The following is a 25,198-nucleotide window of genomic DNA, read 5'->3' on the forward strand; positions in this document are numbered from 1 at the left end:
GCCGCCGTGCCGATGAAAAAAGAGCCGGATGCGGCATCCGGCTCTTGCGCTCAACGGACCCGTTCGTTGGGGCGCTCGTTGTCCAGGCTCTCGGCCCGGCGCTCGGCCCGGCCGCGTCCCGGCGGCGGGGCGGACGGGGTGGCTGCCGGCGGCGGCGGCGCCATCACGCGCGGCGGCGGCGCGAAGGCCTGGGGCGGCGGCGCAGGCGCGGCCGGGGGCGGAGACACCTGCATGGTCGGCTGCGGCGTCGACGCCATCGCTTGCGGACGCTCGCGGCGGCCCTCGAAACGCTCACCGCGCTCACCACGATCGCCGCGGTCGCCGCGCTCCCAGCGCTCGGCACGTTCCTCGTCGCGTCCGCCGCGTCCCCAGGCTGGCGGACGGGCCGGTTGCTGCACCACGGCCGGCGCCGGCGGCGGCGAGGTCGTGATGGCGCCCGGCTGGAAGGGCTGCTGGCCCGGCGTGGGGGCCGGCACGGCCGCCACCGGCGGACGCGGCGCCGGGTCGGTGCTCAGCACCGGCGGGCGCTGGCCGCGGCCCCAGCCGCCGTCGCGATCGACCCGGTCCGGGATGCCGTCGCGGTCGCGGTCGCGCGATCCGCCGATGCGATCAAACCGGTTGCGGATGCCGTCGTTGTCGCGCTCGCGCAGTCCGTCGTTACGGTCGACCCGGTTCGGGATGCCGTCGCCGTCGCGGTCGCGCGGCCCGCCGATGCGGTCGAGGCGGTCCGGGATGCCGTCACGGTCGCTGTCGCGACGTGCGCCGCGCTCGCGCCAACCCTGCGGGGGCGGCGGTGTGGCGCCCGGCGTGGTCGGCCAGGCCTGTGGCGGGGTGGCGCGCGGCACGTTCGGCACCACGACCGGGCCACGCTGGCCGAAGTTCGCGTGCGGGACCACGGTCAGGCCGTCGCGACGGTAGTCCGGCCTGCCGTCGCGGTCACGGTCATGGTTGCGATCACGCCAGCTCCAGCTGTTCAGGCGGCGCAGGCGCTCGTCCGACAGGCGGTAGTGCGGCACGTAGTGGTCGCGCGGGCCGAGCGGGTACCAGCCGGTGGCCGGACGCGAACCGTACTGGCTGAAGTTGACGCTCCAGCCGCTGCCGCCGACCCAGCCCACCAGCGCCGGCGACCATACCGGACGGCGGCCATCGTATTCCCTGTGGCCCGGAGCCCAGGCCCAGCGGTTCTTCACGTGCACCCAGCGGCCGTAGTGGAAGGGCGCATAGCCCCAGGGCGCGTTGTCGACCCAGGTCCAGCCCCAGGGGGCGATCCAGGTCCAGCGGCCGTCGCGGTAGGGCACCCAGCTCGAGGACACCGTCGGGATCCACAGCGGGCCGTATTCGAGGTCTTCCTGCCAGATGCCATGGCGGTCCAGTTCCTCGTAGCCGGTCATCTCGGTGGTGACGTACTGCGCCGAACGCGCGCCGTCGTTCAGCCGGTCGCGCGCCAGCGACCAGTCGTCGAAGGCGTCGCGGCGCGCCTGCAGGGTGCGCACGTCGTCGTCGCGCAGCTCGGCGCTGCGGCCGGCGCGGATGGTCAGGCTGGCGCCGCCGCCGTCGACCTGGGCTTCGCCGTCGAACACGCTCACCACGCTGGTGTCGCGCACGCGCTCGGCGTCTACCCGCAGGCGGCCCGGTTTCAGCATGCGCACGCGGCCCTGCGGCGTGCTCAGTTCGAACTCGCGCAGCACCTCCTCGCTCAGGATGCGGATGCTGGCGCTGCCGTAGTGCAGGCGCAGGCGCAGGCTGTCGTCGTCGAGTTCCGTCACTTCGAGCGAGCTGTCGCCGTCGATGCGGATCGCGGTCGAGCCGATGCGCACCTCGGTGCGGCCGTTCGGCGCGGTGGTGATCAGGTTGCGGGTGGTGACCGGCCAGTTCACCAGGGCGTCGCTGGCGGATTCGCCCACGTCGCCGCTGATGCTGACCTTGCCTTGAGCAAGCGAGACGCGGCCGACCCGTCCCGGCGGCTCGGTGTCCAGCGTATCTTGCGCCAGGGCGACAGTGGATAAGGCCGTGAGCGCGAGCATCACGGCAGTCTTGGCGAATCGCTTGTTCATGGAAACTCCGCTAGGTGGGACGAAGGACGGCAACGTCATTACAACGCACGAGTGCCTGCAGGGAATACCCAACTTACAGAAAGTTTCAAAGCTGTTGTAACGGACACAACAGACACATCGTGCTCAGGCGCGGCGGCCAGGCTCCACCAGGAACAGCAGCGACCCCATCAGCACCAGCACGGCGCCGAACAGGCGGTTCTGGATCTTCACGGCGCGCACGTCGCGGAAGAAGCGCTGCATCGACGAAGCCAGCGCGGCATAGCCGTGCATCACGATCGAGTCGATGGTCACCATGGTCACGCCCAGGATGGCCAGTTGCGGCAGCAGCGGCGCTTCCTTGGCGATGAACTGCGGCAGTACCGCGACCATGAAGATGATGCCCTTGGGGTTGGTGGCGTTGGTGAGGAAGCCGGTCATCACGCGCTTGCCGAAGCTCGGGTGCGCGGGCAGGCCGGCGGTGCTCAAGGCGCCGGCGTCGGCGGCCGGTTCCGCCTTGGCGCGCCACTGGGCGATGCCGAGATAGATCAGGTACAGGGCGCCGATGGTCTTCACGATGGCGAAGGCCAGCGAGGACGCCAGCAGCAGCGATCCCACGCCGGCGCCGGCGATCACCAGCACCAGGATCAGGCCGAACTGCAGGCCGAGCACGGTGGCGCTGGCCTTCCTGATGCCGTAGGCGAGGCCGTGCGACATCGACAGCACGGCGCCGGAGCCGGGCGAAATGGCGATCAGCGAACCGGCGATGACGAAGGCGATCCAGGTGGCGAAGCTCATGCTGCTGGGGAATGGAAAATGAAGGGAAGGGGGAGGAGGGTCACGCAAAACGGACCGGCGCGCGCGTCCGGGCAAGTACTTGCGTCCGGAGCGCGGCGCGGGGCCTGGGTACTGCTTACTTCTTCTTTGGGTTGACGGCTGCTTTCAGCGTCGCGCCGGCAGCGAAGCGCGGGGTCTTCGATGCTGCGATCTTGATGACATCGCCGGTTGCCGGGTTGCGGCCCTTGCGCGCAGCGCGCTTGGTGACCGAGAAAGTACCGAAGCCGGTGATACCGACCGTGTCACCCTTTTTGAGGCGCTCGGTGATGATCTCGATGATCGTGTTGACGGCGGTGTTGGCAGCCGCACCCGACATCTCGGTACGCTTCGCGAATTCCGCGATCAGTTCGCCTTTTTTCATAAGTCCCTCCGGGGTTAAAAGAGCGGGAAGATTAGCACAAATAAATTGCTCTATGTAATCCCGCCCCAGAGGGAAATGCGAGGAAAGCTTGGGGCGCCGGGCAAAACCCCGAGGGCAATGCGCATCGCCGCAGCGGCGGACCGCGAAAACAGTACGCTAGTACGGCGAGGCGATGCAACGCAGCGATCGGGGGAATTGCCAGGTGCTCTTAGACCAGGCTGCTTTCGACGCCCGGGGCGGCCAGGCGATGACGCAGGGCGGCGTTGATCAGGGTCTGGTAACCCGTACCGCAGCGCTCCGACAGGTTGCGGAATTCGTTCAGGACTTCGTCGTCGAGGTAGATCGTGATGCGGGTCTTGCGTTTCGGCGGGCGCGCGCGGCGCACGGGGGCAGCTTGCAGGGTCGATTCGGTATTCATGGCATCTCCTTCGGTAGCGAGGCTGCTGTACCGCAGCCAACAGACTGCACTATACGTATGCGCATGCCGGCATACCCGGCAAAAGCGACGAGATGCAGATTTACACGACTGGAATGCAAAAAGCCGCGCTGAACCGTGTGCCCGGCTTCCGGACCTCGGGTAAGATGTGGCTAACTTGACATGATTGGAGTATGACCAATGGCTGCAGGCAGTTTGCTGGCATTACTGGACGATATCGCCTCCGTCCTCGACGACGTTTCCGTGATGAGCAAGGTGGCGGCCAAGAAGACTGCCGGCGTGCTGGGGGATGACCTGGCGCTCAATGCCCAGCAGGTGACGGGCGTGAATGCCGACCGCGAACTGCCGGTGGTATGGGCGGTGGCCAAGGGTTCGCTCAAGAACAAGGCGATCCTGGTGCCGGCGGCCTTGGCGATCTCGGCCTTCGTTCCCTGGCTGATCACCCCGCTGCTGGTGATCGGTGGCGCCTTCCTGTGCTTCGAGGGTTTCGAAAAGCTGGCGCACAAATTCCTGCACAGCAAGGAAGAGGACGCGCAGCACAAGGCCGAACACGTCGCCAACCTGGCTGCGACCGACACCGACATGTGCGCGCTGGAGAAGGAAAAGATCAATGGCGCCGTGCGCACCGACTTCATCCTGTCGGCGGAAATCATCGTGATTGCGCTCGGCACGGTGGAAAACGCGCCGTTCAGCCAGCAGGTCATGGTACTGGTCGCGATCGCGATCGCGATGACGCTCGGCGTCTATGGCCTGGTGGCCGGCATCGTCAAGATGGATGACGCCGGACTCTACCTGAGCCAGAAGGCCAACGGCCTGGCGCGCGGCACCGGCAAGCTGCTGCTCGCCGCCGCGCCGCGCCTGATGAAGTTCCTGTCGGTGGTCGGGACCGCGGCCATGTTCATGGTCGGCGGCGGCATCATCGCCCACGCCTGGGCCCCGCTGCACCACTTCTCGGAAAGCGCGGCGCACATGACCGCAGGCGTGCCGGGCATCGGCGGCGTGCTGGCGGCGATCACCCCGACGGTGGTCGATGCGCTGGCCGGCGTGGTGGTCGGCGCCCTCGTGCTGGCGGTCGTCACCGTGGTGCAGCGCCTGCGCGGCAAGAACGAGCACTGAGCTACCGGCCACCGCAACGGGCTGCAGCCAAGCTGTCTTGTCTTGTTGCCGGCATCAAGCCGGTGCCGGCTCCATGCGTCCGAGCCGCAGCGAGGCGCGGGCATAGCGCACGCTCCAGGCAAGGGCGCCCAGCGCCATCGCACTCAGCACCCAGCTGGCCCAGCCGTGGTCGGCCGGCGCCAGCCCGGCCGGAAGTGCGTGCCACGCCAGCAGCGCCTGTCCGGTCAGCGTGTACATGACGCCCAGGTTCATGAAGAGGAACAGATGCAGGAAGCGCTCGCTGGGCGGCAGTAGCCGTACCTCGCCTTCCACCACCACGTCGCGCGCCGACACCAGCAGTTCGGCGCCGAGCAGCGCCACGATCCACCACACGAACGCCCCGTGCCACTCGGTCCAGGCGAGCGAGGCGAACAGCGCCGCGAACAGGAATTCGCGCGTGCTGTGCAGGCGCTCTTCGGCCAGGCACTCGCGTCGCGACGGCAGCTTCGACAGCCATGCGTGGTTGATGACCACGTCCAGCAAGCCGATGATGCCGTGTGCCATTAACGGATAGACATAGGGCGGCACGTTTTTTCTGTCTGCTCTAGACTAATTGCGACGGATTAGCGCGGCGCCCGCGGCCAGCCCCAGTGCGAAGCCGGCATACACGATCGCCAGCGACGGTGTCGACAGGTGTTTTTCATAGCCCGGCTGGAAGCGCTTGGGGGTCAGCTTGTAGTCGGCGAAACAGGCAAAGGCGGCGGTGGCCGCCGATGCGGTCAGCATGCCCACCGGCGTCTTGCGGTCGAGATACCTGCCCGCGAAGCGTTCGAACAGGATCGACCAGAAGGTGGCGCTGGCATGGTGGATCAGGTAGCCCGGTATCGTGTAGCGCATCGACGGGCCGCTGTGGCGCGCCGCCTTGTCGCCATAGATCCAGTGGCTGACCGCATTGGTGGGAGCGAAGGCGCTGCCGACTTCCTTCCTGCCGAGTGCCGCCAGGGCAACCGTCGACAGGATGCTGGACGTGGCGCCGCCGATGAGGCCGCGTTGTAGTGCCGAGTTCCAGGCTTGCGTTTGCATATGGTCCTCCTGGTTGACTGGTTGAGCTGAACAAGCGTGAAAGGAAGCATGGATGCGGATCTTGCTGACGGGAGCCAGCGGTTTCATCGGGCAACACCTGTTGCAGGCATTGCTGGCCGAGGGGCACCACGTGGTTGGTGCGCTGCGCCGGCCCCGAACCAGTCCGGATCCACGCCTTGCCTACATCCATGCGGACTTCGCCCAAGATACCGATAAATCGGTCTGGCTGGCGCGCATGAACGAGATCGGCGGCGTCGACGTGGTGATCAATACCGTCGGCATCTTCCGCGAATCCGGCAGCCAGACCTTCGACCGCCTGCATACCGACACCCCGCGTGCGCTGTTCGCCGCCTGCGCCGAATCGCACCAGGTGCAGATGGTGATCCAGCTGTCGGCCCTGGGGGCGGACCGCGACGCCGACACCCGCTACCACCTGTCCAAGAAGGCGGCCGACGACTACCTGGCCTCGTTGCCGGTGCGCGCCTACATCGTCCAGCCTTCGCTGGTGTATGGCGGCGAAGGCGCCAGCGCCAAGGTGTTCCGCATGCTGGCCAGCATGCCGCTCACGCTGCGCTTCGGCAGCGCGCCGCAGCTGGTGCAGCCGATCCACATCGACGACCTGGTGGCGGCCATTGTCGGCCTGCTCAAGCATCGCCTGCCGCTGCCCCCGGGGGCCGGGAGTGCGCTGCGCGTGCCGCTGGTCGGGCCGCAGGCGATGCCCTTCACCGACTACCTGCAGGCGCTGCGCACGGCCATGGGAATGGGACATCAGGCGGTACTGCCGCTGCCCGGGGCGCTGGCGCGCCTGATGGCGAAGTGCGGACGGGTGCTGCCGGGCGGACTGCTCGACGAGGAGGCGCTGCGCATGCTCGATCGCGGCAACGCCGGCGACCCCGCCATGACCACCCGGCTGCTCGGCCACCCGCCGCGCCCTGTGAAAGAGTTCATCCGCGATCCGCGTGCCGAAGGCACCCAGGCCAGGCTGGGCTGGCTGCTGCCCATCCTGCGCCTCTCCATCGCGGCGGTGTGGATCGTCACCGCCATCGTCTCCTACGGCCTGTACCCGGCCGAAGCCAGCTACCAACTGCTGGGGCGCAGCGGCATTCCGCCCGCGCTGCAGCCGCTGATGCTGTACGGCGCCGCGACCTTCGACCTGGCGCTGGGCCTCGGCATCCTGTTCCTCGAGAGGCGGCGCTGGCTGTGGCTGGCGCAGCTCGGCCTGATCGGCTTCTACACGGTCGTCATCGCCATCAAGCTGCCGGAGTTCCTGCTGCACCCCTACGGGCCGCTCACCAAGAACCTGCCCATGCTGGCCGCCATCTGGCTGCTCTACGAACTCGAGAAACAGTAAAAAATGGAATACGTCGTCATCAAGTGGCTGCACATCCTGTCGTCGACCTTCCTGTTCGGCACCGGCATCGGCTCGGCCTGGTACATGCTGTTCGCGAACGTCAGCCGCGACGTACGCGCGATCGCCGTGGTGGCCAAGTACGTGGTGGTCGCCGACTGGCTGTTCACGGCGACCACCGCCATCGCCCAGCCGGCGACCGGCTTCTACCTGATCCACCTGGCGGGCTACCCGCTGCACAGCAAGTGGATCATGTGGTCGATCGCCTTGTATGTGCTGGCCGGCGCCTGCTGGTTGCCGGTGGTGTGGCTGCAGATACGCATGCGCGACATCGCCCAGGAGGCGGCCCGCACCGGCACCGAACTCACGCCGCAGTACTGGCGCTACTTCCGCATCTGGATCACGCTCGGCGTGCCGGCATTCATCGCCTTCGTGGTGATCTTCTGGCTGATGGTGGCCAAGCCGATGTGACCGGATGCACAACACCGCCTGACTTCAAGGAGATTCCCATGCGGGCATACCAGATTCTTCCCGGCTCGAACATCGACGGGCTGCAGTGCATCGACTACCCCGACCGCGACCTCGGCCACGGCGAGGTGCGCATCCGCGTGCACGCGGTGTCGCTCAACTACCGCGACCTGATGGTCGCCAGCGGCAACTACCTCGTCACCGTAGACGACCCCATCATTCCCTGCTCGGACGGCGCCGGCGAAGTGCTGGCAGTCGGGCCGGGCGTCACGCGGGTGCAGGTGGGCGACCGCGTGGCCGGGTCCTTCTTCCCCTACTGGCACGACGGCATGACCTCGCCCGAGAAGATCCGCCATGCGCTGGGCGGCGACATCGACGGCATGCTGGCCGAGGAAGTGGTGCTGCACGAAGACACGCTGGCAAAGATTCCGGCATCCCTGAGCTTCGTCGAAGCCTCCACCATGCCCTGCGCCGGCGTCACCGCGTGGAACGCAATCTTCGTGTCCAGCAACCAGCTCAAGCCGGGCGACACCGTGCTGCTGCTGGGCACCGGCGGGGTCTCGGTGCTGGGCCTGCAATTGGCGAAGGCGGCGGGCCTGCGCACCATCATCACCTCATCGAGCGACGAGAAGCTGCAGCGCGCCCGCGCGCTCGGCGCCCACCACACCATCAACTACAAGGCGATTCTCGAATGGCACGAGGAAGTGCTGGCCCTCACGCACGGCAGGGGCGCCAACGTGGTGCTGGAAGTGGGCGGCAAGGGGACCGTGAACCGCTCGGTGTCGGCGGCCGCGATGGGCGGCACGGTGGCGATCATCGGCGGCGTCAGCGGCTTTGGCGGAGAGGTGAACCCCGCCTCGCTGCTGGCCACCGCCAAGCGCATGGTCGGCATCTTCGTGGGTAGCCGGTCCATGCTGGAGGACGTGATGCGCTTTGCCGATACCACCGGCCTCAAGCCCGTCATCGACCGCGTGTTCCCGTTCTGGCAAGCCCAGGACGCCTACCGCTACATGGAATCGGGCTCGCACTTCGGCAAGGTGGTGATCGACGTCACCAGCCAGGATCACTGAGCAGGACCGCTGGGCGCTGCTCAGCGCTTCTGCGGCACCAGTTCGATCTCGTACAACCTGGGCCACAGCTTGCCGGTGACGAACAGGCGCTTGCCCTTGCTGTCCCAGGCGATGCCGTTCAGGACCGCGTCCGGGTCGGGGGTGCCGCGCTGCGCGGGCGGCAGCAGGCCCTCCAGGTTGATCACGCCTTTCACGTTGCCGTTGGCGGGATCGATGCGCACGATCAGGTCGGTGCCCCATATGTTCGAGAACAGCTCGCCCTCGACCATCTCGAGCTCGTTGAGCTGGGCGATCGGCTTGCCCTGGTGCGTCACCTGGATGCGGCGCAGCTCCTTGAAGGTCTTGGGTTCCAGGATGCGGATGAAGGAGCTGCCGTCGCTCATGTACACCTGCTTCGCGTCGCTGGCCAGGCCCCAGCCTTCGCCGACGTACTTGAAGGTGTGCTTCAGCTTGAAGCTCTTGCGGTCGAACACATAGCCGACCTGCGACGTCCAGGTGAGGGCGACGATGTCGTTGCCGACCGGCGTCGAACCCTCGCCGAACACGTCCGCCGGCATGGCGGCCTGCTGCAGCACCTTGCCGCTGGCAAGGTCCACCCGGCGCAGCCAGGACGTACCGTTGCGGCCCGTGGTCTCGAACAGGTGGCCGTCGCGGAAGAACAGGCCCTGGGTGAAGGCTTTCGGGTCGTGCGGGTAGGTGTTCTTGACGACGAAGCCATAGACGGGAACGGCGGCATGGGCGGCGCCGGCAATGACGGCGGTGGCGGCAAAGGTGGCGAGTGGTTTCAGCATGGTGCTGAAACTCTAGCACGATCGCGCACGGGCCGGCGTGGCCCGCCCATCAGAACAAGGACAAATTCGGCGACGGCGCCGGGTTCTTTTTCACGGTCTGCGGCGCGGCCCAGGTCTTCATGCGCGCGGCCGGATAGTGGCGCAGGAAGCTGCGCGCCGTCTCGAGGTCGCGGCAGGCCAGCCAGTCCTCGAGTTCGTCCGGTGCGATGATGACCAGCGAGCGCTTTTCGTCGTCCGGCTTGTGCATGCGCGACATCAGCGGGTGCGTGTCGGCGTTGATGGTGATCTGGGTGAACGCCGATTCGACCCGGCCGTCGGCCTCGGTCCACTCGCGCCACAGGCCGGCGACCAGGAAAGGGCTGTCGTCGTGCATGCCGATCGCGTGGCGCACCGCGCGGCCGCTTTCGTAGCAGGGCTCGTAGAACCAGGTCATCGGCACCGCGCACAGCTGCAGGCGGCGCCAGGCCGGGGCGAAGGAACGCCGCTCGCCCAGCGATTCGGCGCGCGCGTTCATGGTATCGAACGGCTTGACGCCGGGCGGGATGTGGCGGCGCGGCACCATGCCGTAGCTGGCCAGGCAGGCCGAGGGGCTGCCGTCGCGGCCGCGGCGGATGATCGGCGCGCTATAGTCCTTCCAGACTTCGTCCGGCCAGCGCCAGTCGGCCGGCAGTTCGCTGAAGGCGCCCAGGGTGCCGAACTGCTCGCGAGTGGGGGTGTGGTAGTTGACGCACATGATCAGGCCAGCATAGTCCAACTGCCGGCAATAGGCCAGCAGGCGCCTTCATTCTACGCCTGTTGCCTGTGCACGCAGCCTGCCGACCACATCCAGCCGGTCCGGCCCCGGGCGCGCGACCACGATCTCGCCCTGCGCCAGGTATTCGCCGACCAGTGCCCGGATGTTGACGTCGTGCGTCACCAGCACCAGGCTGGTCTTGCGCGCTTCACTGTCGCGCCTGAAGGCGGCCACCCGGTCCAGCACCTCGCGTAGCTTGGCGCGGCCGGCGGGCGCGCTGTCGCGGAACATGGAGTCGAGCATCGGCGCTTCTTCCACCCGGCCGAAGGCGAGGCGGGCAGTATCGAGGCAGCGGCACCAGCGGCTCGACAGCACCGGACCGAGCGGAATGCCGCGCTCGCGGAAAGCGGCGCCGATCGCGAGCGCATCGCGCTTGCCCTGTGCGGACAGGTTGCGCTGGGTGGCGCACGCGCCGAGACGGAAGCCGGGTGGATCGCCGATGCCGGGATCGGTGGCCGCATGCCGGATCAGCAGCACGTAGCCGCCGTCCTGCAGGCGCTGCCACAGGCCGCTGTCGGCCGCCGGCAGGGGACCGCTCGCCAGCAGGGCGATTGCCGCCAGAAAGCCTCGTCGTCGCATGCATGCCTCCCCGGATCGGCCTGCGGGCATTATCCTGCCGGGGAAGATGGACGAGCGCACGGCAGGGGACAGCACCCGGCTGGAGTCGGTATACAGGGAGAAGACCCTGCCATAAGCTTGCCCTAAGCCTTCCATGCGCCTGGCATGGACCGGTGCGCCATGCATCGCTACACTGCCTGCAGACACCAGGAGACGACATGCACCGCACCCACCTGCCTGCCGCACTGCTCGCGGCCTGCCTGGCCCACCCTGCCATTGCCGCGGCCACGGAACCGTGCGACGACTATGCCGCCGAGCTGACGGCCATGGCCACGGCAGACCAGGCGCTGCGCAGGGGCATCGATTACCTCGACCCTGACAGCGCGCCGCAGCGCAGGCTGTCCAGCCATATCATGCTGGTCGACCGCACCAACACGGAGCGCCTGAAGGGCCTGCTGGGGCGCTGCGGCTGGCCGTCGAGCGCTACGCATGGCGCGCAGGCGGTCAAGGATGCCTGGCTGGTGGTCCAGCATGCGGACCGTGACCTGGCGTTCCAGAAGCAGGTGCTGGCGCTGGTCGCGCAGGGCGCTGCCGCGGGCGGCGACGGCCCCGACCAGTCCTACGCCTATCTGTACGACCGCATCGCGGTCATGGAAAAGCGCCCGCAACATTACGGCACGCAGCTGTCGGCCCCAACGCGCCAGTATTGTGCCCTCGCGTTCGACCCCATGGACGACCGCACGAAGGTCGAGGCGCGCCGCGCGCAGCTCGGGATGGCGCCGCTGGATGACTACCGGCGCAGCGTGCTGGCGATGCAGCGTTGCCCGGTTCCGCCGCAGCATCCCTCGGACTATCACTATGCCCCGCCGCTCGGGCAGGGCAAGCAGACCGCCGACGTCAAACGAAAGTAAAGGTCAGCTCTTCCGGCAGACGCGATTTCGGCAGGCCGGCATTGAAGTCGGTCTCGGCGTGGTAGCCGAAGCTCGCCAGCACCACGCTGGCCAGGCCCTGCTGGTGCAGGCCGAATTCCTCGTCCAGGATCTTCTGGTCGAAGCCTTCCATCGGGGTGGCGTCGATGCCGAGCGAGGCCGCGCCCAGCAGGGCGGTGCCGAGCGCCAGGTAGACCTGCTTTTCCAGCCATTGCGGCATGTCGCGCGTGGTGTAGCGGTGCGTGCGCACGTAGCCGCGCCGGCCGGCGTCCTGTCCGGCACGGGCGGCATCGTCGCGGAAGCGTCCGTCGCGCGCTTCCTGGGCCAGCAGGCGCTCGAGGTGGGCGTCGTCCATGTCGATGCGCGAGCAGAACACGATCACGTGCGAGGCGTCGACGATCTTGGCCGTGTTGTAGCCGTAGCCGCCCTGCGCCGCCTTGGCCACGCGCGCCTTGCCTTCCGGCGTGCTGGCGACGATGAAGTGCCAGGGCTGCGAGTTCACCGACGAGGGGCTGTGGCGCAGCAGGCTGTACACCTGCTGCATCAGTTCGTCGGGAACGCGGCGTGCGCTGTCATAGGCCTTGGCGGTATGGCGTTTGCGGGCTGCTGCGAGAATATCCATCTTCTGTGTTTCCTTTGTTGGCTTAAAAATGTTCGAGCACGATCTTGCCGACTGCGCGGCCGCTTTCGATCAGTGCATGGGCGCGGCGCAGGTTCTCGGCCGAGATGCTGCCGAAGTGCTGGCCCAGGGTGGTACGCAGGCTGCCTTCGTCGACCATCTGCGCGACGAGGTTCAGGAGCTTGTGCTGCTTGATCATGTCCGGCGTCTCGAACATCGAGCGCGTGAACATCAGCTCCCAGTGCAGCGAGATCGACTTGCGCTTGAGCGGCACGGCATCCAGCGTGGCCGGGTCGTCGATCAGGGCGAACTGGCCCTGCGGCGCCAACACGTCGACGATGGCGTCATAGTGCTTGTCGGTGTGGGTCAGGCTGATGACGATGTCCACCGCCGGGAAACCAAGCGCTTCGAGCTGCGGGCGCAGCGGCTGCGCGTGGTCGACGACGTGGTGGGCGCCGAGTTCGCGCACCCAGTCGCGCGTTTCGTCGCGCGAGGCGGTGCCGATCACGGTCAGGGCGGTGAGCTTGCGCGCCAGCTGGACCAGGATCGAGCCGACGCCACCGGCCGCACCGATCACCAGCAGCGACTTGCCGGCGCCGCCACCCTCGGCCATGCGCAGGCGGTCGAACAGCAGTTCCCAGGCCGTGATCGCGGTCAGGGGCAGGGCGGCAGACTGGGCAAAGTCGAGCGTGGCCGGTTTACGGCCGACGATGCGCTCGTCCACCGCCTGGAATTCGCTGTTCGAGCCCGGGCGCAGCAGCGAACCGGCATAGAACACTTCGTCGCCTTCCTTGAACAGGCTGACATTGCTGCCGACCGCGCGCACGATGCCGCTCGCATCCCAGCCGAGCACGCGCGGCTCCGTGACTGGTGCGCCGAGGCGGATCTTGGTATCCACCGGGTTGACCGAGACGGCGCGCACTTCCACCAGCAGGTCGTGCGGGCCCGCCAGGGGCATCGGCAGCTCGATCTCCTGCAGCGACTGGGGGTCGGCAATGGGCAGGCCGTGCTGGGTATACACTACTGCTTTCATGTTGAATCTCCGGTAAGTTTTGATCCTGGCGCCCATTCTACTTAGCAGCCTGGTGCGGAAAAACCCGGCTGGAGCGATTTCACTTTCACAGCTGGAGAGAAAATGATCAGGTTAGACGACCTGTCGCTGTTCGTCAGGACGGCTGCCCTTGGCAGCTTTTCGAAGGCCGCACGCGAGATCAACCTGCTGCCCGGCCAGGCCAGCGCGGCGATCGGTCGCCTCGAGCGCGAGCTCGACATCCGCCTGTTCGCGCGCTCGACGCGCAGCCTGCGCCTGACGGAAGAGGGCAAGCGTTATCTCCCGTTTGCCCAGGATGCGCTGCAGGCCCTGCGCGACGGCGCCGAGGGCATCCGCGGCGACCTGAACTGCCTGACCGGCACGCTGCAGATCGCGGCGCCGTCGGACTTCGGGCGCAACCTGCTGCTGCCGTGGATCTCGGAATTCCGCCGCGCCCATCCGGGGCTGGATATCCAGCTGCTGGTATCGGACCAGGTGGCGGACGTGTTCCGCGACCCGGTCGATATCGCCCTGCGCTACGGCCAGATCGACGACGCCAGCTACGTCGCGCTGCCGGTCGCGCCGGACAACCGCCGCGTGCTGGTGGCCGCGCCCGGCTACATCGCCCGCCACGGACGCCCGGCCACGCTGGACGCGCTAATCGACCACAACTGCCTGCAATACCGCCTGCGCGGCCGCACCTACGACCGCTGGTCCTTCCCGACGGCAGAGGGCGCGCGCCTGGTGCAGGTGGCGGGACGGCTGGTGAGCGACGACGCCGAAGTGGTGCGGCGCTGGGCGCTGGCCGGCGAAGGCATCGCCTATAAATCCTGGCTGGACGTGAGCCAGGACGTCGCCGACAAACGGCTGGAAGTGCTGCTGCCCGAGGTGCCCGGCGAGCCGACCCCGTTGCACCTGGTCTGCCCGCACCGCAGGCAGTTCTCGCCGGCCGTGAAGCTGCTGCACGCGCTGGTGGAAGAGCGCTGCCGTCCGCTGGCGCGCGCTTAAACGGTTTCGTTCATTTCCTGCGCCAGCAGGGCCACCAGCGCGCCGGCCGGCATGGCGCGCGCCTGGGCGAAATTGGTGCCGCCCCAATTCACCGAATAATCCTGGCTGCCCTTGGCGGATGCCACCGCGTGCAAGGCCTTGGCGGCGTCGTAGGCGATCGGGTAATCCGGCAGCGGCGGGTGGCCGGATGCGCCGACCTCGGAAAACAGCTTGTTGACGATGCCGCGCGCGGGCCGCCCCGAGATGACGGCGCTGATTTCGGTCTGCAGCTCGCCGCCCTGGGCGATCAGCGCGCGGTGGTGCGGCGGGGCCATCGATTCCGGGCAGGCGATGAAGGCGCTACCCATCTGGACCGCGCCGGCGCCGTGGTAGAACGCGGTGCGGATGTGTCTTCCGTCCATGATGCCGCCGGCGGCGATCAGCGGCAGCGAGACCTTGCCGCGCAACTGCTCCAGCAGTTCGAAGGTGGGCAGTGCAGGATCGGGCGCGAAGGGGTCGAAGATGCCGCGGTGCCCGCCGGCCTCGATGCCCTGGGCGACGATCGCGTCGATGCCGGCCGCCTCGATCTGCATCGCCTCGTCGAGCGAGGTCGCGGTGGTGAACAGCACGATGCCGGCCGCCTTCAGCGCATCGATCCTGTCCTGCGGCGGCAGGCCGAAGTGAAAACTGACCACGGCGGGACGCAGTTCCAGCAGCAGGTCGAACATCGGCTGGTCGTCCAGGAAGCTGCGATAGATTTCGCTCAAGCCGGCGGGCGGTTCGGCGCCGAAGCGTGCGAAGTGCGGCCGCAGCCAGTCCAGCCAGGCGGCCTCGCGCGCCGGGTCGGCCTGGGCCGGCCGGTGGGCAAACACATTGACGTTGAACGGACGGCTGGTCTTGTCGCGCACCGCCGCGATGGCCGCGCGCGCCTGCTGCACGGTCGAGGTACCCAGGGCGACCGAGCCCAGCCCGCCGGCTTCCGAGACGGCGGCGGCCAGCGCCGGGGTCGAGACGCCCGCCATCGGGGCCTGGATGATGGGGTGGCGGATGTCCAGTGTCGACAACAGGTCGTGGCTCATGATTGCGCTCCGTTGGGTCAGGTCCAATCATGAGTATAGCCAGAGCGGGGCGCTCGTGCTGCGCACACGGGCAGGCAGGGCGGCACACGGCCGCTGCCCGCAGCACGGCGCCCTCAGGACATGCGCACCAGTTTCAGGCCGGCCTTGTTGGCGCGCTGGGCCTTGCGCGACGGCGCCACCGGCCACCACTGGGCCGCGCCCCACAGCAGTTCCGGTACCAGGAACAGCCAGACCACGGGCATGCCGCCTTCGAGCAGCGCCCACAGCATCCAGGTCGCGAACAGGAAGCGGCCGGCGCCGTCGTAGCGCCCGAGGGCCAGGCTCGGCTCCAGCAGGCGCCGCACGGACCACAGCAGGACCAGGCTGCCCATCAGGCAGCTGATCAGGACGTGGATGGCGGCAAACGGCGGCAGCATGGTTCCGCCCATCCAGAGATTGAGCCCGCTGAGTTTCGGATACATCAGCAGGAAACTCCATGGGGTGGCGAAGGGCATGACGATGATGATGTCGAACAGGGCACTGGCGCGCGTGATGCGGAGGTAGGTGGAGAGGGTAACGGTCGGCATGGCATGCTCCTGCGGCTGAATGACGCATCCACGATGCTGGCATGCATTGCTTTCACAGTCCTTGCGATGGACGAAAAAAGGGCCGGATGCCTGCGCATCCAGCCCCAAACGGGAGAACGGTGAAGGGGATTCGGCGATCAGGTACCGATCCTGCCGCCGTCGTTCTTGGTGATGACGATGGTGGCCGAACGCGGACGCTTGCCGGCGCCGTAGCCGGCGTTGGCCGGCCACTGGCTGGTGTACTTGGCCGGATCGCCGATGTTGGCGGACAGGGTGTTTTCGCCCGGGTGCTGGATGTTCACGAACAGCGCCTTCCCGTCCGGGGTTTCGGCGATGCCGGTGATCTCGCTGCCGACCGGGCCGACCAGGAAGCGCTTGAGCGTATCGGCGCTGGCAGCCTTGCCGACATAGGTGTCCACGCTCAGGCTGGTGCCGTTGGCGCGCGGATAGTTCAGGGTGACTTTCCTGCCGTCGCCCACCTGGCCCGGCACGCCGGCCAGCATCATGCAGTTGGTGACGTCGGTATAGGCGCCGTCGTCGGTCTGGATCCAGCAGATGCCGGTGGCGGTGCTGAAGGCCAGGCCGTCCGGGCTCGAGAAGTCCTGGTCGGCGCTCAGGCCGGACAGGTTCACGGTGGCGGCGGCGGCGCCGGCTTCGGCGCCGAACAGGTAGACGTCCCAGGTGAAGCTGGTTGCGGCCGAACCCGCGGCGCCTTCCTTGACGCGGATGATGTGGCCGTTCACGTTGCCCTGCTGCGTGCTGCTTCCCTTCAGGTCGGTGTAGGCGCGCGGGTTGGCGGCGTCCGGCGCGGCCTGGCTCGATCCGCTCGGCTCGGCGCGGCGGTTGCTGTTGTTGGTCAGCGAGAAGTAGACCTCGCCGGTGGTCGGGTGCACCGAGCACCATTCCGGGCGATCCATCCTGGTCGCGCCGACGGCGTCGCCGGCCAGGCGCGCATTCACCAGCACGTCGGCCTGGTCGGCGAACTTGTAGCCGGCATAGGCAGCGATCAGCGGATTGGCGATCGACAGCTCGATCCACTGTCCGGAGCCGTCGGCGGCGAATTTCGCGACGTACAGCTTGCCGTTGTCGAGGTACTTGTCGCCGGTGGCGATCCGGTCCGCCGGGGTAGCGTCGGCAGCGGCCCAGACCGCGTTCGACACGTACTTGAAGATGTATTCGTTGCGCGAGTCGTCGCCCATGTACACGGCCAGCGGCTGGCCCGCGATCACCTTGCCGAAAGCGGCGCTCTCGTGGGCATAGCGGCCCAGCGCGGTGCGCTTCTTGATCGCCCTGGTCTTGTCGTAGGCGTCCATCTCGACGATATAGCCCATGCCGTTCATCTCGTTGCGGTAGTCGTCGCTGCCGTCGATCGAGGCGCCCTTCTTGCTGATGTCCCAGCGCTGGTACTTGTCGTCGGTGCCGCCGGTTTCCCAGCCGTGGCGCGAGCTGGCGCCCTGGTTGCGGCCGTAGCGCTGGAGCGAGACCACGCTCTTGTCGCCGCGCGCCGCGTCGTCGCCGGCGGCGCGGGTGAAGTAGCCCGACCAGTTCTCTTCGCCCGACAGGTAGGTGTTCCACGGGGTCTTGCCGGTGCCGCAGTTGTTCAGGGTGCCGCGGACCTTGGCGCCGCCGGTCGAGTATTTGGTCACCACCAGCGCATTGCCGCGCACCGGGCCGGAGAGCTCGACCTCGGTCTGCTGGTGGACGCGGCGGTTGAAGCCGGAGTCCTTCAGGTATTCCCATTTGGCGCCGTTCCTGCGCACCTCGACCACCGACAAGCCGTGCAGCGCCATTTCCTTGTCCACCTCGGCGGCCGGACGCGGCAGGCTCATGGTGCCGCCGTTGGCGTGCACGAAGAACGAGGACAGCTTCTCGTCGGTGGTGGCTTCGTGGTTCATCGCCAGCAGGCCGCGGTCGTTGGCCGTGGTCGACGGGGCGCCGCCGGCGGAGAGCGGGAAGAACTCCATGCCGTCGTGGTGGTCGCCGGCGCGGTTCTCCATGTCGCCGTCGGTGCCGTCGTTCTTGAACGCGGCGGTGCCGGCGGTGAGCGGATCGCCCAGCGCGTACAGGACCGAGGCGGTGTAGCCGGCCGGGACCACCACGCTGTCCGCCAGGCTCTTGGACACGGCGGTGAAGCCGAGCAGCTTGTCCGCCGGCGGCGTGGTGCCGGTCGGCGGGGTCGGCGCGACCGGGACGGTGTCGTTGTCCGAGCCGCCGCAGCCGCTCAGGCCGATGGCCCCCAGCAGGGCGGAAGCGGCACCGGCGGCGCCGCCGCGCAGCAGGCTGCGGCGGCTCAGACGGGCTTCGAGAACGGTGCTGAAATGTTCGTTCGACGAAACGTTCGTATCGATGTCGTCATGGTCGACAGGGATGCGGGCGAGGTCGGTCGGCTTGTTCACGGGTTAATCCTGTTGGTAGTGAGGAAAAGTCCATGCATGGTAGGGAGCATAGATGACGAGACTGTGACGATTCGATAACAGTTGTGTGACAAATTGCCGAATTTGGCGACATGTGGAATTGCATACAGATATACTGCCCAGACCCAACAAGGATTTCCCATGCAGGACACCAGCGGCGCCGCGCACGCGCTCGACCCGGCCACGCTCGGCCAGCAACTCTTCGAAGCCAGCCAGGATTGCGTCAAATTGCTCGACGCCGGGGGGCACATCCTTGCCTTGAACGGCAACGGCATGCGTGCCCTGGAACTCGACAGCATCGACGCGGTCCTCGGCCGGCCCTGGGCCGCCCTGTGGCCCGAAGAACACCGCGCCGCGGTCGAGGCGGCGATGGCCGATGCCCGCGCCAATGGCATCGGCCGCCTGCGCGCCCCCTGCCCGACCGCGTGCGGCACGCCCAAGTGGTGGGACGTCACCGTCAGCCGGGCCGGCGCGGACGGCCTGCTGGCCTCCTCGCGCGACATCACCGACCAGGTCAGCACCGAAGCCGAGCGCGAACGCCTGATGCGCGAGCTGCGCGCGGCCAACCAGCGAATGAAAGATGTGTTCCGCCAGGCGCCGGCCTTCATGTGCGTGTTCACCGGTCCCGACCACATGTTCGAGATGGTCAACGAGCGTTACCTGCAGCTGGTCGGCGGCCGCACCTCGGTGGGCCTGCCGCTGCGGGTGGCGCTGCCGGAGATCGCCGGCCAGGGCTTCATCGAAATGCTGGACGAGGTATACCGCAGCGGCGAGCCGGTGTCCGGCACCGACATGGCGGTGATGCTGCAGCGCCAGCCCGGCGCTCCGCTGGAGCGGCGCTTCGTCGACCAGGTCTACATGCCGCTGCGCGACCCCGACGGCCGGGTGACCGGCATCCTGGTGCACGGCATCGACGTCACCGACCGCAAGCTGGCGGAACGCGAGCTGTACGAGAGCCGCGAACGCTTCCAGAAGATCGTCAGCCAGGCCGCCACCGGCGTGGTGCAGATGGACCCGGAAGGCCGCATCACCCTGGTCAACCAGCGCTACTGCGACATGGTGGGCCGCAGCGAGGCGGAACTGCTGGGCAGCAGCGTGCTCGGCGTGACCGCCCCGGATTCGATGCCGGTCACGCTGGAGGCGGTGCGCCGCCTGCGCGAGGGCGAAGCCGGCGTCGTCATCGACAAGGAATACCTGCGCCGCGACGGCAGCCGCCTGCCGGCCACCAGCAGCGTCAACGCGCTGCGCGGCCCGGACGGCGAGTTCCAGGGGCTGGTGGCGATCGTGGTCGACACCACCGACAGCAGGCGCGCCGCCGAGAAGCTGCGCGCCAGCGAGGAACGCTACCGCACCCTGTTCGAGTCGGTCGACCAGGGCTTCTGCATCTTCGAGATGCTGTTCGACGAGCAGGACCGCCCGGTGGACTACCGCTTCCTCGAGATGAATCCGATGTTCGAGGCGCATACCGGCCTGCGCGACGCGGTGGGCAAGACCGCCAGGGAGCTGATCCCGAACCTCGACGGCTTCTGGTTCGAGACCTATGGCCGGGTCGCCAAGACGGGCGAGCCGGTGCGCTTCGAGAACGAGGCGCCGTCCATGGGGCGCTGGTTCGACGTCTACGCCACCCGACTGGGCGGACCGGGCAGCCACCGGGTCGCACTGCTGTTCAGCGACATCACCGAACGCAAGCAGTCGGAAGAAACCCTGATCAAGCTGGCCAGGGACCTGGCCGAAGCCGACCGGCGCAAGACCGAGTTCCTGGCCACGCTGGCGCACGAGCTGCGCAACCCGCTGGCGCCGATCCGCAGCGGCCTGTCCGTCATGCGCCTGAAGGGCGACGATGCGGCTTCGGTGGCGCGGGTGCGCGCGATGATGGAGCGCCAGGTCAGCCACATGGTGCACCTGATCGACGACCTGCTCGACGTGGCCCGCATCAGCGGCGGCAAGCTAGAACTCAAGAAGGAACGCGCCGACCTGCGCACGGTGCTGTCGAGCGCCGTCGAGACCAGCCTGCCGCTGATCGAGGGCGGGCGCCATGCGCTGTCGGTGGACGTGCCGGAATGCGAGGTGCCGGCCGAGGTCGACGTCACCCGCATCGCCCAGGTCGTCGCCAACCTGCTCAACAACGCGGCCAAGTACACGCCGGCGGGCGGGCGCATCGGCCTGTCGCTGCGGGTGGACGGGCAGGAGGCGGTGATCGTGGTCTCGGACAACGGCATCGGCATTCCGCAGGACGCGCTGGTCTCGGTATTCGAGATGTTCAGCCAGGTCGGGCACCACCTGGAACGCGCGCAGGGCGGGCTCGGGATCGGCCTGTCGCTGGTGCGCCGCCTGGTCGACATGCATGGCGGGACGGTGGCGGCCGAGAGCGCCGGACCGCAGCAGGGCAGCGTGTTCACCGTGCGCCTGCCGCTGGCCGGCGCGGCGCAGGACGCCGCGGCGCCGGTGCCGGCCGACGGCGCCGGGCAGCCTGCGGAAGACGCCCGGATCCTGGTCGTGGACGACAACGTCGATGCGGCGGCCACGCTGTCGATGATCCTGGAGGCCTGCGGCTACCAGACCCGGGTGGCGCACGACGGCATGCAGGCGCTGGCGACGGCGCAGGCCTTCCGGCCGCAGGTGGCCTTCCTCGACATCGGCATGCCCGGCATGGACGGCTACGACACCGCGCGCGCGATGCGCCAGACGGCAGGGCTGGAAGACATCGTCCTGGTGGCGCTGACCGGCTGGGGCGCGGAGAGCGACCGCCGCAAGTCGAGCGAGGCCGGCTTCGACCAGCACCTGACCAAGCCGGTGCAGCTGGACGTGGTGCAGGAACTGCTGGCCAGGCTCGCAGGCTGAGGAGTCAGGCCTGGCGCTGTCCCAGCGCGATGCAAGCCGCCCCCAGCAGGGCCAGCGCCACGCCGGCGTAGTCGCTCCACAGCGGCTTGATGCCGTCCACCACCCACAACCAGGCCAGCGCGGTGGCGATGTACACGGCCCCGTAGCTGGCGTAGACGCGGCCGCTGGCGGCCGGATGCAGGGTCAGCAGCCAGACGAAGGCCACCAGGCTGAGCGCCGCCGGCAGCAGCAGCCAGGCCGACCCTTTACCCGTCAGCCACAGCAGCGGCAGGTAGCAGCCGAGCAGCTCGGCGATGGCGGTAACGAAGAACAGGCCGGCCATGCGGCCGAGGGAAAACAGATCGAGGGACATCGCGGAGAGCAGCTGTGGAAAAGTCCTATCTTATCCTCAGCCTGGCGCCCGGCGATGATCTCCCGGGTCATGGTCCGTGCCTGCGCCACCGATTCGCGATCCGGCGTATCCTGTTGGGGAGAGCAATTCTTCGGCGGTGGACACCTTGAGCGAGCAGGCACTTTCGGCAATCAAGCTCGGCGCGCAGCAGCTGGCGGACGTGGTCACGCTGCCCGCGAAGCAGCGCTATCTGCGCTTCGTGCAGCGGGTGGTGGAAACGGACGAGGTATGGGGACTGTACCGCGACGGCTGGGCGCTGGCCAAGACCGATGACGGCGCCCTGGTGTTCGCCATGTGGCCGGCCAGCGAGTTCGCCGACCTGTGCGCCGAGTACGAGTGGGACGGCTACGAGCCGCAATCCTTCCCGCTGGACGACCTGATGAGCGACCTGCTGCCCCAGCTCGAAGAAGACGGCGTGCTGCCCGGGATCTTCTACACGCCGGGCGACCGCGGGCTGACGCCCACGCCGTACATGCTGCGGGTAGACCTGGAGCGCGCGCTGAACAGGCGGTAGGGCGGTCGGCTCTGCCGACCGCGCGTTCAACGAACATGCACAGTGACAGAGCACGAACCGGCTACATCGGGTTCAACTCGTAGTGCACGTCGCGCCGGTCTTCGGTCTGCAAGCCCTCGACCAGGTAGGTATCCCAGCCCAGCCGCCCTGCATCGCCCGCCAGGCGCACGTTGCGCACGTCCGCGGCCAGCAGCACCAGTTCCACCTCGTATTCGAGCGACAGGCCGGTGAACATCGCCAGCATGCTGCGCAGGGCGCGTGCCGCCAGCCCACCCGGCAGGAAATCGTTGAAACCGGCCCGGTCGAGCGGGCCTACCACCAGCCGCAGCCGCAGGTCGCGCTGCCAGACGCGCGCGCCGGCGATGGCGCTCGCGCCCAGCACCACCTTGTCGCCGCCCAGGATGCTCTGCTGCTCCGGCGGCACCGCGTACCAGCAACCGACGAACTGCTCGGCCGCGATCTGCTGGCCGAAGTATTCCGACAGCACGCGCGCCAGCTGCACGCTCGATGCCGGCCGCTGGCGCACCGAGGCGGCGAAATAGGCGATCGACTCGTCCAGCACGGCGCCGTCCTCGCTGCCGGCCAGGCGCCGCCGCAACGCCCCGTTGCCCAGGCCGGCCAGGCTCAGGAGCAGGGGTAAAAATGCGTCGTGGCCGTCGAGCTGGTATTGCAGCGCCAGCCGATACTTGCGCCAGGCCGCATAGAACAGCGCCAGCGAGCGGTTCGAGAAGGTGTCGAGGAAGGCGCGCGCGCCTTCAGCCTCGGATTCTCCCTTTTCCTGCGACTGGTGCTCGGCAATGCGCTCGGTGTAGTGCAGGGGCAGCACGCCGTGGCCGCCCAGCAGGCCCATGAAGGAGGGCGTCAGGCGCACATACCTGAGTGCGCCTTCCTGCAGCGCCGCGGCCAGCGCCGCCGGCGACGTGTCGAGTTCGCGCGGCTCGGCATGGATGGCTTCCAGCTGGCTGGGCGGAAAGCCGAGCGACACCGAGTTCTGGAAGCGCAGGAACTGGGCCACCAGGTCGCGCGAGGGCTTGCCGCGGCGGCGCAGCCACAACTCGAGCATGCGCACCGCCTGCACATAGTCGAAGCGGTAGGGCTCGCGGAACAGGCGCTCGATTACAGCAGGCTCATATCGCCGCTGCGGGGCTGGCATGTGAATACCTCTTCTCCGGTTTTGCTCGATACGATCACCAGCTGGGTGAAGCTGTTGGCATGCACGTACAGGGCCAGGAAGCGCTCCACGATCTGGGCAAAGGCATGGATGCCGCCGCCGACGAAGGCTTCCTCGTCGATCGTCAGGCGCACCTCGACCCCGCGCACCAGGCAAGTAAAGGGGTTCCCGGACAGCCAGGCCGTGGTGGGACGCTGGGCGATCGCCTTGATGCCGCCGATCTGGCGCTGCGAGGACGGAGAACGCGGCAGGTCGTACAGCGCCAGCATCTCGCGGAAGGCATCGACGCCGCCGTCGGCCAGCGACAGGTGGTTCAGGGCCAGGTGCGAGATCAGGCGCCAGTGGGCGCCGCGGCCGCTGGCGAAGCGGTGCGACGCCGTGGGCTTGCGCAGGAAGGCGATCGTGCGCGCGTTCGATCCGCCCTCCAGGAACAGGTCGCCGCCCTGCTGGCCGTAGCTCAGGGAAGCCGGCAGGTCGCGGTTGGTGCAGGTCAGCTCGATGTTCAGGGTGTCGGTTTCCACCTCGGCCGGATCGAAGTCGATGTCGACGATCGATACCTGGGTCTCGAAGCCGGGACTCTTGTCCACCAGCGATTCGTCGCGCCGGACGGCGTAGTAGTGGCCAGCGTCGTCCGGGGTCTGCGCGTGCTTCAGCGCATAGAAGGGCCGGAACTGCACCAGCGTCTCGCCCTGCGGGGTCTGGCGCACCAGGTTCAACGACTCGATCGCATACACCTCGTAGGCAAAGGCGCGGCGCGCATCGGCCAGCACCGGGTAGCTGGCGCTGGTATGGGTCACGCGGATCGGTTCGCCGCGCTGGCGGAACAGGTTGATCACCGGCGTGCAGCCCAGCAGCACGTTGTTGGTGGACAGGGTGCCGAGCATGCGCGCCAGGTTCGAATCCGAGCGCAGGCCGGACAAGGCCAGGTGCAGGGTCAGCGTGCGCGCACCAAGCGGCGCCTGCGCGGCCAGCGCGGCCAGGTCGATGTCGACGAAGTTGAACTTCTCGGGGAAGCAGAAGTATTCGGTCAGCAGGCGGTAGGCGACGTGCGAGCGCGCCGGAAAATCGATCAGCGATTCGTCGTCGTCGAAGCCGGCCGCATGCACGGGGATCGCCGGCAGCGCGTTCCAGCGGCCGCTATCGTCGGCTTCCACATACGCCGCGACCGTGCGCATGAACAGCGCGTCGCGCAGCGCGGCGCAGAACGAGGGTTCGCCGTCGATGAAGACGCGCAGCCTGGGCAGCTCGAGCTGGGCGATCGCGCCCTGCTCGGCGGTGCACGCGACGGTCAGGCTGATGCTGGACGATGCGGCGCCCGGCAAGCGCACCGCATCGGGTGCGTCGATGATGGCCGAGAAGGCGGCCCGGGTCAGGGCCAGCGGCGCCACCGTGACCGGGTACACGGTGCGGAAGGTGCAGGCTGCGCCGCGCACCGGGCGGGTGTTCAATTGGGTGCCGCGCGCCACCACGCTGGCGCCGGCCTGGTTGGCGGCCCCGCCGAAATCCATGCGCGCGATCGAGCATGAAGGGAAGGGACGCAGATAGTGCGGATACAGCACCTCGAACAGCGCTTCGGTAAACTCGGGATAGTCGTCGTCGAGGCGCTTGGCGATGCGCGCGTTGAGCAGCGCGAAGGATTCGATCATGCGTTCGGTATGCGGGTCTTCGCACACCTCGCCGCTGATCAGGAGGCGCCCGGCGATGCGCGGATAGCGCTCGGCGAAATCGCGCAGGTCGCGGCGCAGGTAACCAAGTTCGCTTTCGTAATACGGCAGCATCTGTTCCAT

Annotated in this window: 25 protein-coding genes; 8 read left to right on the plus strand and 17 right to left on the minus strand. The window is 68.1% G+C overall.

Annotated elements, in window-relative coordinates; genetic code table 11:
- Nucleotides 1-50: 50 nt before the first annotated feature.
- The 4 genes from AB3347_RS07700 to AB3347_RS07715 all read right to left on the minus strand — a co-directional run bounded on the left by AB3347_RS07700 (nt 51) and on the right by AB3347_RS07715 (nt 3,646).
- On the minus strand, nt 51-2,054 hold the full coding sequence (locus AB3347_RS07700) for a DUF6600 domain-containing protein (protein ID WP_369091201.1): 2,004 nt from the start codon (nt 2,052-2,054) through the stop codon (nt 51-53).
- Between the two features lie 123 nt (nt 2,055-2,177).
- Nucleotides 2,178-2,828 carry a LysE family transporter gene (locus tag AB3347_RS07705; RefSeq protein ID WP_369091202.1) on the minus strand — a complete coding sequence of 217 codons (651 nt, stop codon included), beginning with the start codon at nt 2,826-2,828 and terminating at the stop codon, nt 2,178-2,180.
- 115 nt (nt 2,829-2,943) lie between these two features.
- Complete coding sequence (locus AB3347_RS07710; RefSeq protein WP_027864703.1) at nt 2,944-3,228, minus strand: HU family DNA-binding protein; 285 nt, start codon at nt 3,226-3,228, stop codon at nt 2,944-2,946.
- Nucleotides 3,229-3,436: 208 nt separating this feature from the next.
- A complete protein-coding gene (locus AB3347_RS07715; protein WP_369091203.1) occupies nt 3,437-3,646 on the minus strand; it encodes a BrnA antitoxin family protein in 210 nt (69 codons plus the stop codon).
- A 198-nt stretch (nt 3,647-3,844) separates the two neighbouring features.
- On the opposite strand from AB3347_RS07715, the gene AB3347_RS07720 reads away from it, so the two are divergent.
- Nucleotides 3,845-4,780: a DUF808 domain-containing protein gene (locus tag AB3347_RS07720; protein WP_369091204.1), complete on the plus strand. Its 936-nt coding sequence runs from the start codon at nt 3,845-3,847 to the stop codon at nt 4,778-4,780.
- Between the two features lie 54 nt (nt 4,781-4,834).
- On the opposite strand, the gene AB3347_RS07725 is transcribed toward AB3347_RS07720, so the two are convergent.
- Complete coding sequence (locus AB3347_RS07725) at nt 4,835-5,323, minus strand: hypothetical protein (RefSeq protein WP_369091205.1); 489 nt, start codon at nt 5,321-5,323, stop codon at nt 4,835-4,837.
- Between the two features lie 45 nt (nt 5,324-5,368).
- Nucleotides 5,369-5,842: a hypothetical protein gene (locus tag AB3347_RS07730; RefSeq protein WP_369091206.1), complete on the minus strand. Its 474-nt coding sequence runs from the start codon at nt 5,840-5,842 to the stop codon at nt 5,369-5,371.
- Between the two features lie 52 nt (nt 5,843-5,894).
- Between AB3347_RS07730 and AB3347_RS07735 the strand changes: the two genes are divergently transcribed.
- From AB3347_RS07735 to AB3347_RS07745, 3 genes are read left to right on the plus strand one after another with little or no spacing between them, the layout of a single operon-like run.
- Complete coding sequence (locus tag AB3347_RS07735) at nt 5,895-7,193, plus strand: SDR family oxidoreductase (protein ID WP_369091207.1); 1,299 nt, start codon at nt 5,895-5,897, stop codon at nt 7,191-7,193.
- 3 nt (nt 7,194-7,196) lie between these two features.
- Nucleotides 7,197-7,661 carry a DUF2269 family protein gene (locus tag AB3347_RS07740; protein ID WP_369091208.1) on the plus strand — a complete coding sequence of 155 codons (465 nt, stop codon included), beginning with the start codon at nt 7,197-7,199 and terminating at the stop codon, nt 7,659-7,661.
- A gap of 38 nt (nt 7,662-7,699) precedes the next feature.
- Nucleotides 7,700-8,728 carry an NAD(P)-dependent alcohol dehydrogenase gene (locus AB3347_RS07745; RefSeq protein WP_369091209.1) on the plus strand — a complete coding sequence of 343 codons (1,029 nt, stop codon included), beginning with the start codon at nt 7,700-7,702 and terminating at the stop codon, nt 8,726-8,728.
- Nucleotides 8,729-8,748: 20 nt separating this feature from the next.
- On the opposite strand, the gene AB3347_RS07750 is transcribed toward AB3347_RS07745, so the two are convergent.
- Genes AB3347_RS07750 through AB3347_RS07760 form a run of 3 tightly spaced genes read right to left on the minus strand, consistent with a single transcriptional unit; the run spans nt 8,749 to nt 10,891 of the window.
- Complete coding sequence (locus AB3347_RS07750) at nt 8,749-9,519, minus strand: glutaminyl-peptide cyclotransferase (protein ID WP_369091210.1); 771 nt, start codon at nt 9,517-9,519, stop codon at nt 8,749-8,751.
- A 49-nt stretch (nt 9,520-9,568) separates the two neighbouring features.
- A complete protein-coding gene (locus tag AB3347_RS07755; protein ID WP_369091211.1) occupies nt 9,569-10,252 on the minus strand; it encodes an SOS response-associated peptidase in 684 nt (227 codons plus the stop codon).
- 48 nt (nt 10,253-10,300) lie between these two features.
- Nucleotides 10,301-10,891, minus strand: coding sequence for a histidine phosphatase family protein (locus AB3347_RS07760; RefSeq protein WP_369091212.1), 591 nt, complete (start codon nt 10,889-10,891; stop codon nt 10,301-10,303).
- Nucleotides 10,892-11,088: 197 nt separating this feature from the next.
- On the opposite strand from AB3347_RS07760, the gene AB3347_RS07765 reads away from it, so the two are divergent.
- Nucleotides 11,089-11,781 (plus strand): DUF6624 domain-containing protein, encoded by a 693-nt coding sequence (locus tag AB3347_RS07765; RefSeq protein ID WP_369091213.1) that lies wholly within the window; start codon nt 11,089-11,091, stop codon nt 11,779-11,781.
- Here AB3347_RS07765 and nfsB read toward each other — a convergent pair.
- Both nfsB and AB3347_RS07775 read right to left on the minus strand, forming a co-directional pair.
- The gene (gene nfsB, locus AB3347_RS07770) at nt 11,768-12,421 is read right to left on the minus strand and encodes an oxygen-insensitive NAD(P)H nitroreductase (protein WP_369091214.1); all 654 of its coding nucleotides are present in this window, start codon (nt 12,419-12,421) and stop codon (nt 11,768-11,770) included. The genes AB3347_RS07765 and nfsB overlap by 14 nt on opposite strands.
- A 22-nt stretch (nt 12,422-12,443) precedes the next feature.
- Nucleotides 12,444-13,451, minus strand: coding sequence for a zinc-binding alcohol dehydrogenase family protein (locus AB3347_RS07775; protein ID WP_369091215.1), 1,008 nt, complete (start codon nt 13,449-13,451; stop codon nt 12,444-12,446).
- A gap of 102 nt (nt 13,452-13,553) precedes the next feature.
- On the opposite strand from AB3347_RS07775, the gene AB3347_RS07780 reads away from it, so the two are divergent.
- The gene (locus AB3347_RS07780; protein WP_369091216.1) at nt 13,554-14,456 is read left to right on the plus strand and encodes a LysR family transcriptional regulator; all 903 of its coding nucleotides are present in this window, start codon (nt 13,554-13,556) and stop codon (nt 14,454-14,456) included.
- Here AB3347_RS07780 and AB3347_RS07785 read toward each other — a convergent pair.
- The 3 genes from AB3347_RS07785 to AB3347_RS07795 form a co-directional block, all read right to left on the minus strand.
- On the minus strand, nt 14,453-15,514 hold the full coding sequence (locus tag AB3347_RS07785) for an NAD(P)H-dependent flavin oxidoreductase (protein ID WP_369091217.1): 1,062 nt from the start codon (nt 15,512-15,514) through the stop codon (nt 14,453-14,455). The genes AB3347_RS07780 and AB3347_RS07785 overlap by 4 nt on opposite strands.
- Nucleotides 15,515-15,627: 113 nt before the next feature.
- Nucleotides 15,628-16,080 (minus strand): hypothetical protein, encoded by a 453-nt coding sequence (locus tag AB3347_RS07790; RefSeq protein WP_369091218.1) that lies wholly within the window; start codon nt 16,078-16,080, stop codon nt 15,628-15,630.
- Between the two features lie 137 nt (nt 16,081-16,217).
- Complete coding sequence (locus AB3347_RS07795) at nt 16,218-18,476, minus strand: PhoX family phosphatase (protein ID WP_369091219.1); 2,259 nt, start codon at nt 18,474-18,476, stop codon at nt 16,218-16,220.
- A 159-nt stretch (nt 18,477-18,635) separates the two neighbouring features.
- On the opposite strand from AB3347_RS07795, the gene AB3347_RS07800 reads away from it, so the two are divergent.
- On the plus strand, nt 18,636-21,335 hold the full coding sequence (locus tag AB3347_RS07800; protein ID WP_369091220.1) for a PAS domain-containing protein: 2,700 nt from the start codon (nt 18,636-18,638) through the stop codon (nt 21,333-21,335).
- Nucleotides 21,336-21,339: 4 nt separating this feature from the next.
- Here the strand turns inward: AB3347_RS07800 and AB3347_RS07805 are convergent, their stop codons facing one another.
- Nucleotides 21,340-21,687 carry a YnfA family protein gene (locus AB3347_RS07805; RefSeq protein WP_369091221.1) on the minus strand — a complete coding sequence of 116 codons (348 nt, stop codon included), beginning with the start codon at nt 21,685-21,687 and terminating at the stop codon, nt 21,340-21,342.
- A 136-nt stretch (nt 21,688-21,823) separates the two neighbouring features.
- Here AB3347_RS07805 and AB3347_RS07810 point away from each other — a divergent pair, with 136 nt between their 5' ends.
- A complete protein-coding gene (locus AB3347_RS07810) occupies nt 21,824-22,240 on the plus strand; it encodes a DUF2750 domain-containing protein (protein WP_369091222.1) in 417 nt (138 codons plus the stop codon).
- Nucleotides 22,241-22,301: 61 nt separating this feature from the next.
- On the opposite strand, the gene tssG is transcribed toward AB3347_RS07810, so the two are convergent.
- Together tssG and tssF are read right to left on the minus strand one after the other, a co-directional pair.
- Nucleotides 22,302-23,393: a type VI secretion system baseplate subunit TssG gene (gene tssG, locus AB3347_RS07815; RefSeq protein ID WP_369091223.1), complete on the minus strand. Its 1,092-nt coding sequence runs from the start codon at nt 23,391-23,393 to the stop codon at nt 22,302-22,304.
- Complete coding sequence (gene tssF / locus AB3347_RS07820; protein ID WP_369091224.1) at nt 23,357-25,198, minus strand: type VI secretion system baseplate subunit TssF; 1,842 nt, start codon at nt 25,196-25,198, stop codon at nt 23,357-23,359. Before tssF ends, tssG begins: the two co-directional genes overlap by 37 nt.

Source organism: Massilia sp. X63 (assembly GCF_041023745.1).
Classification (GTDB): domain Bacteria; phylum Pseudomonadota; class Gammaproteobacteria; order Burkholderiales; family Burkholderiaceae_D; genus Telluria.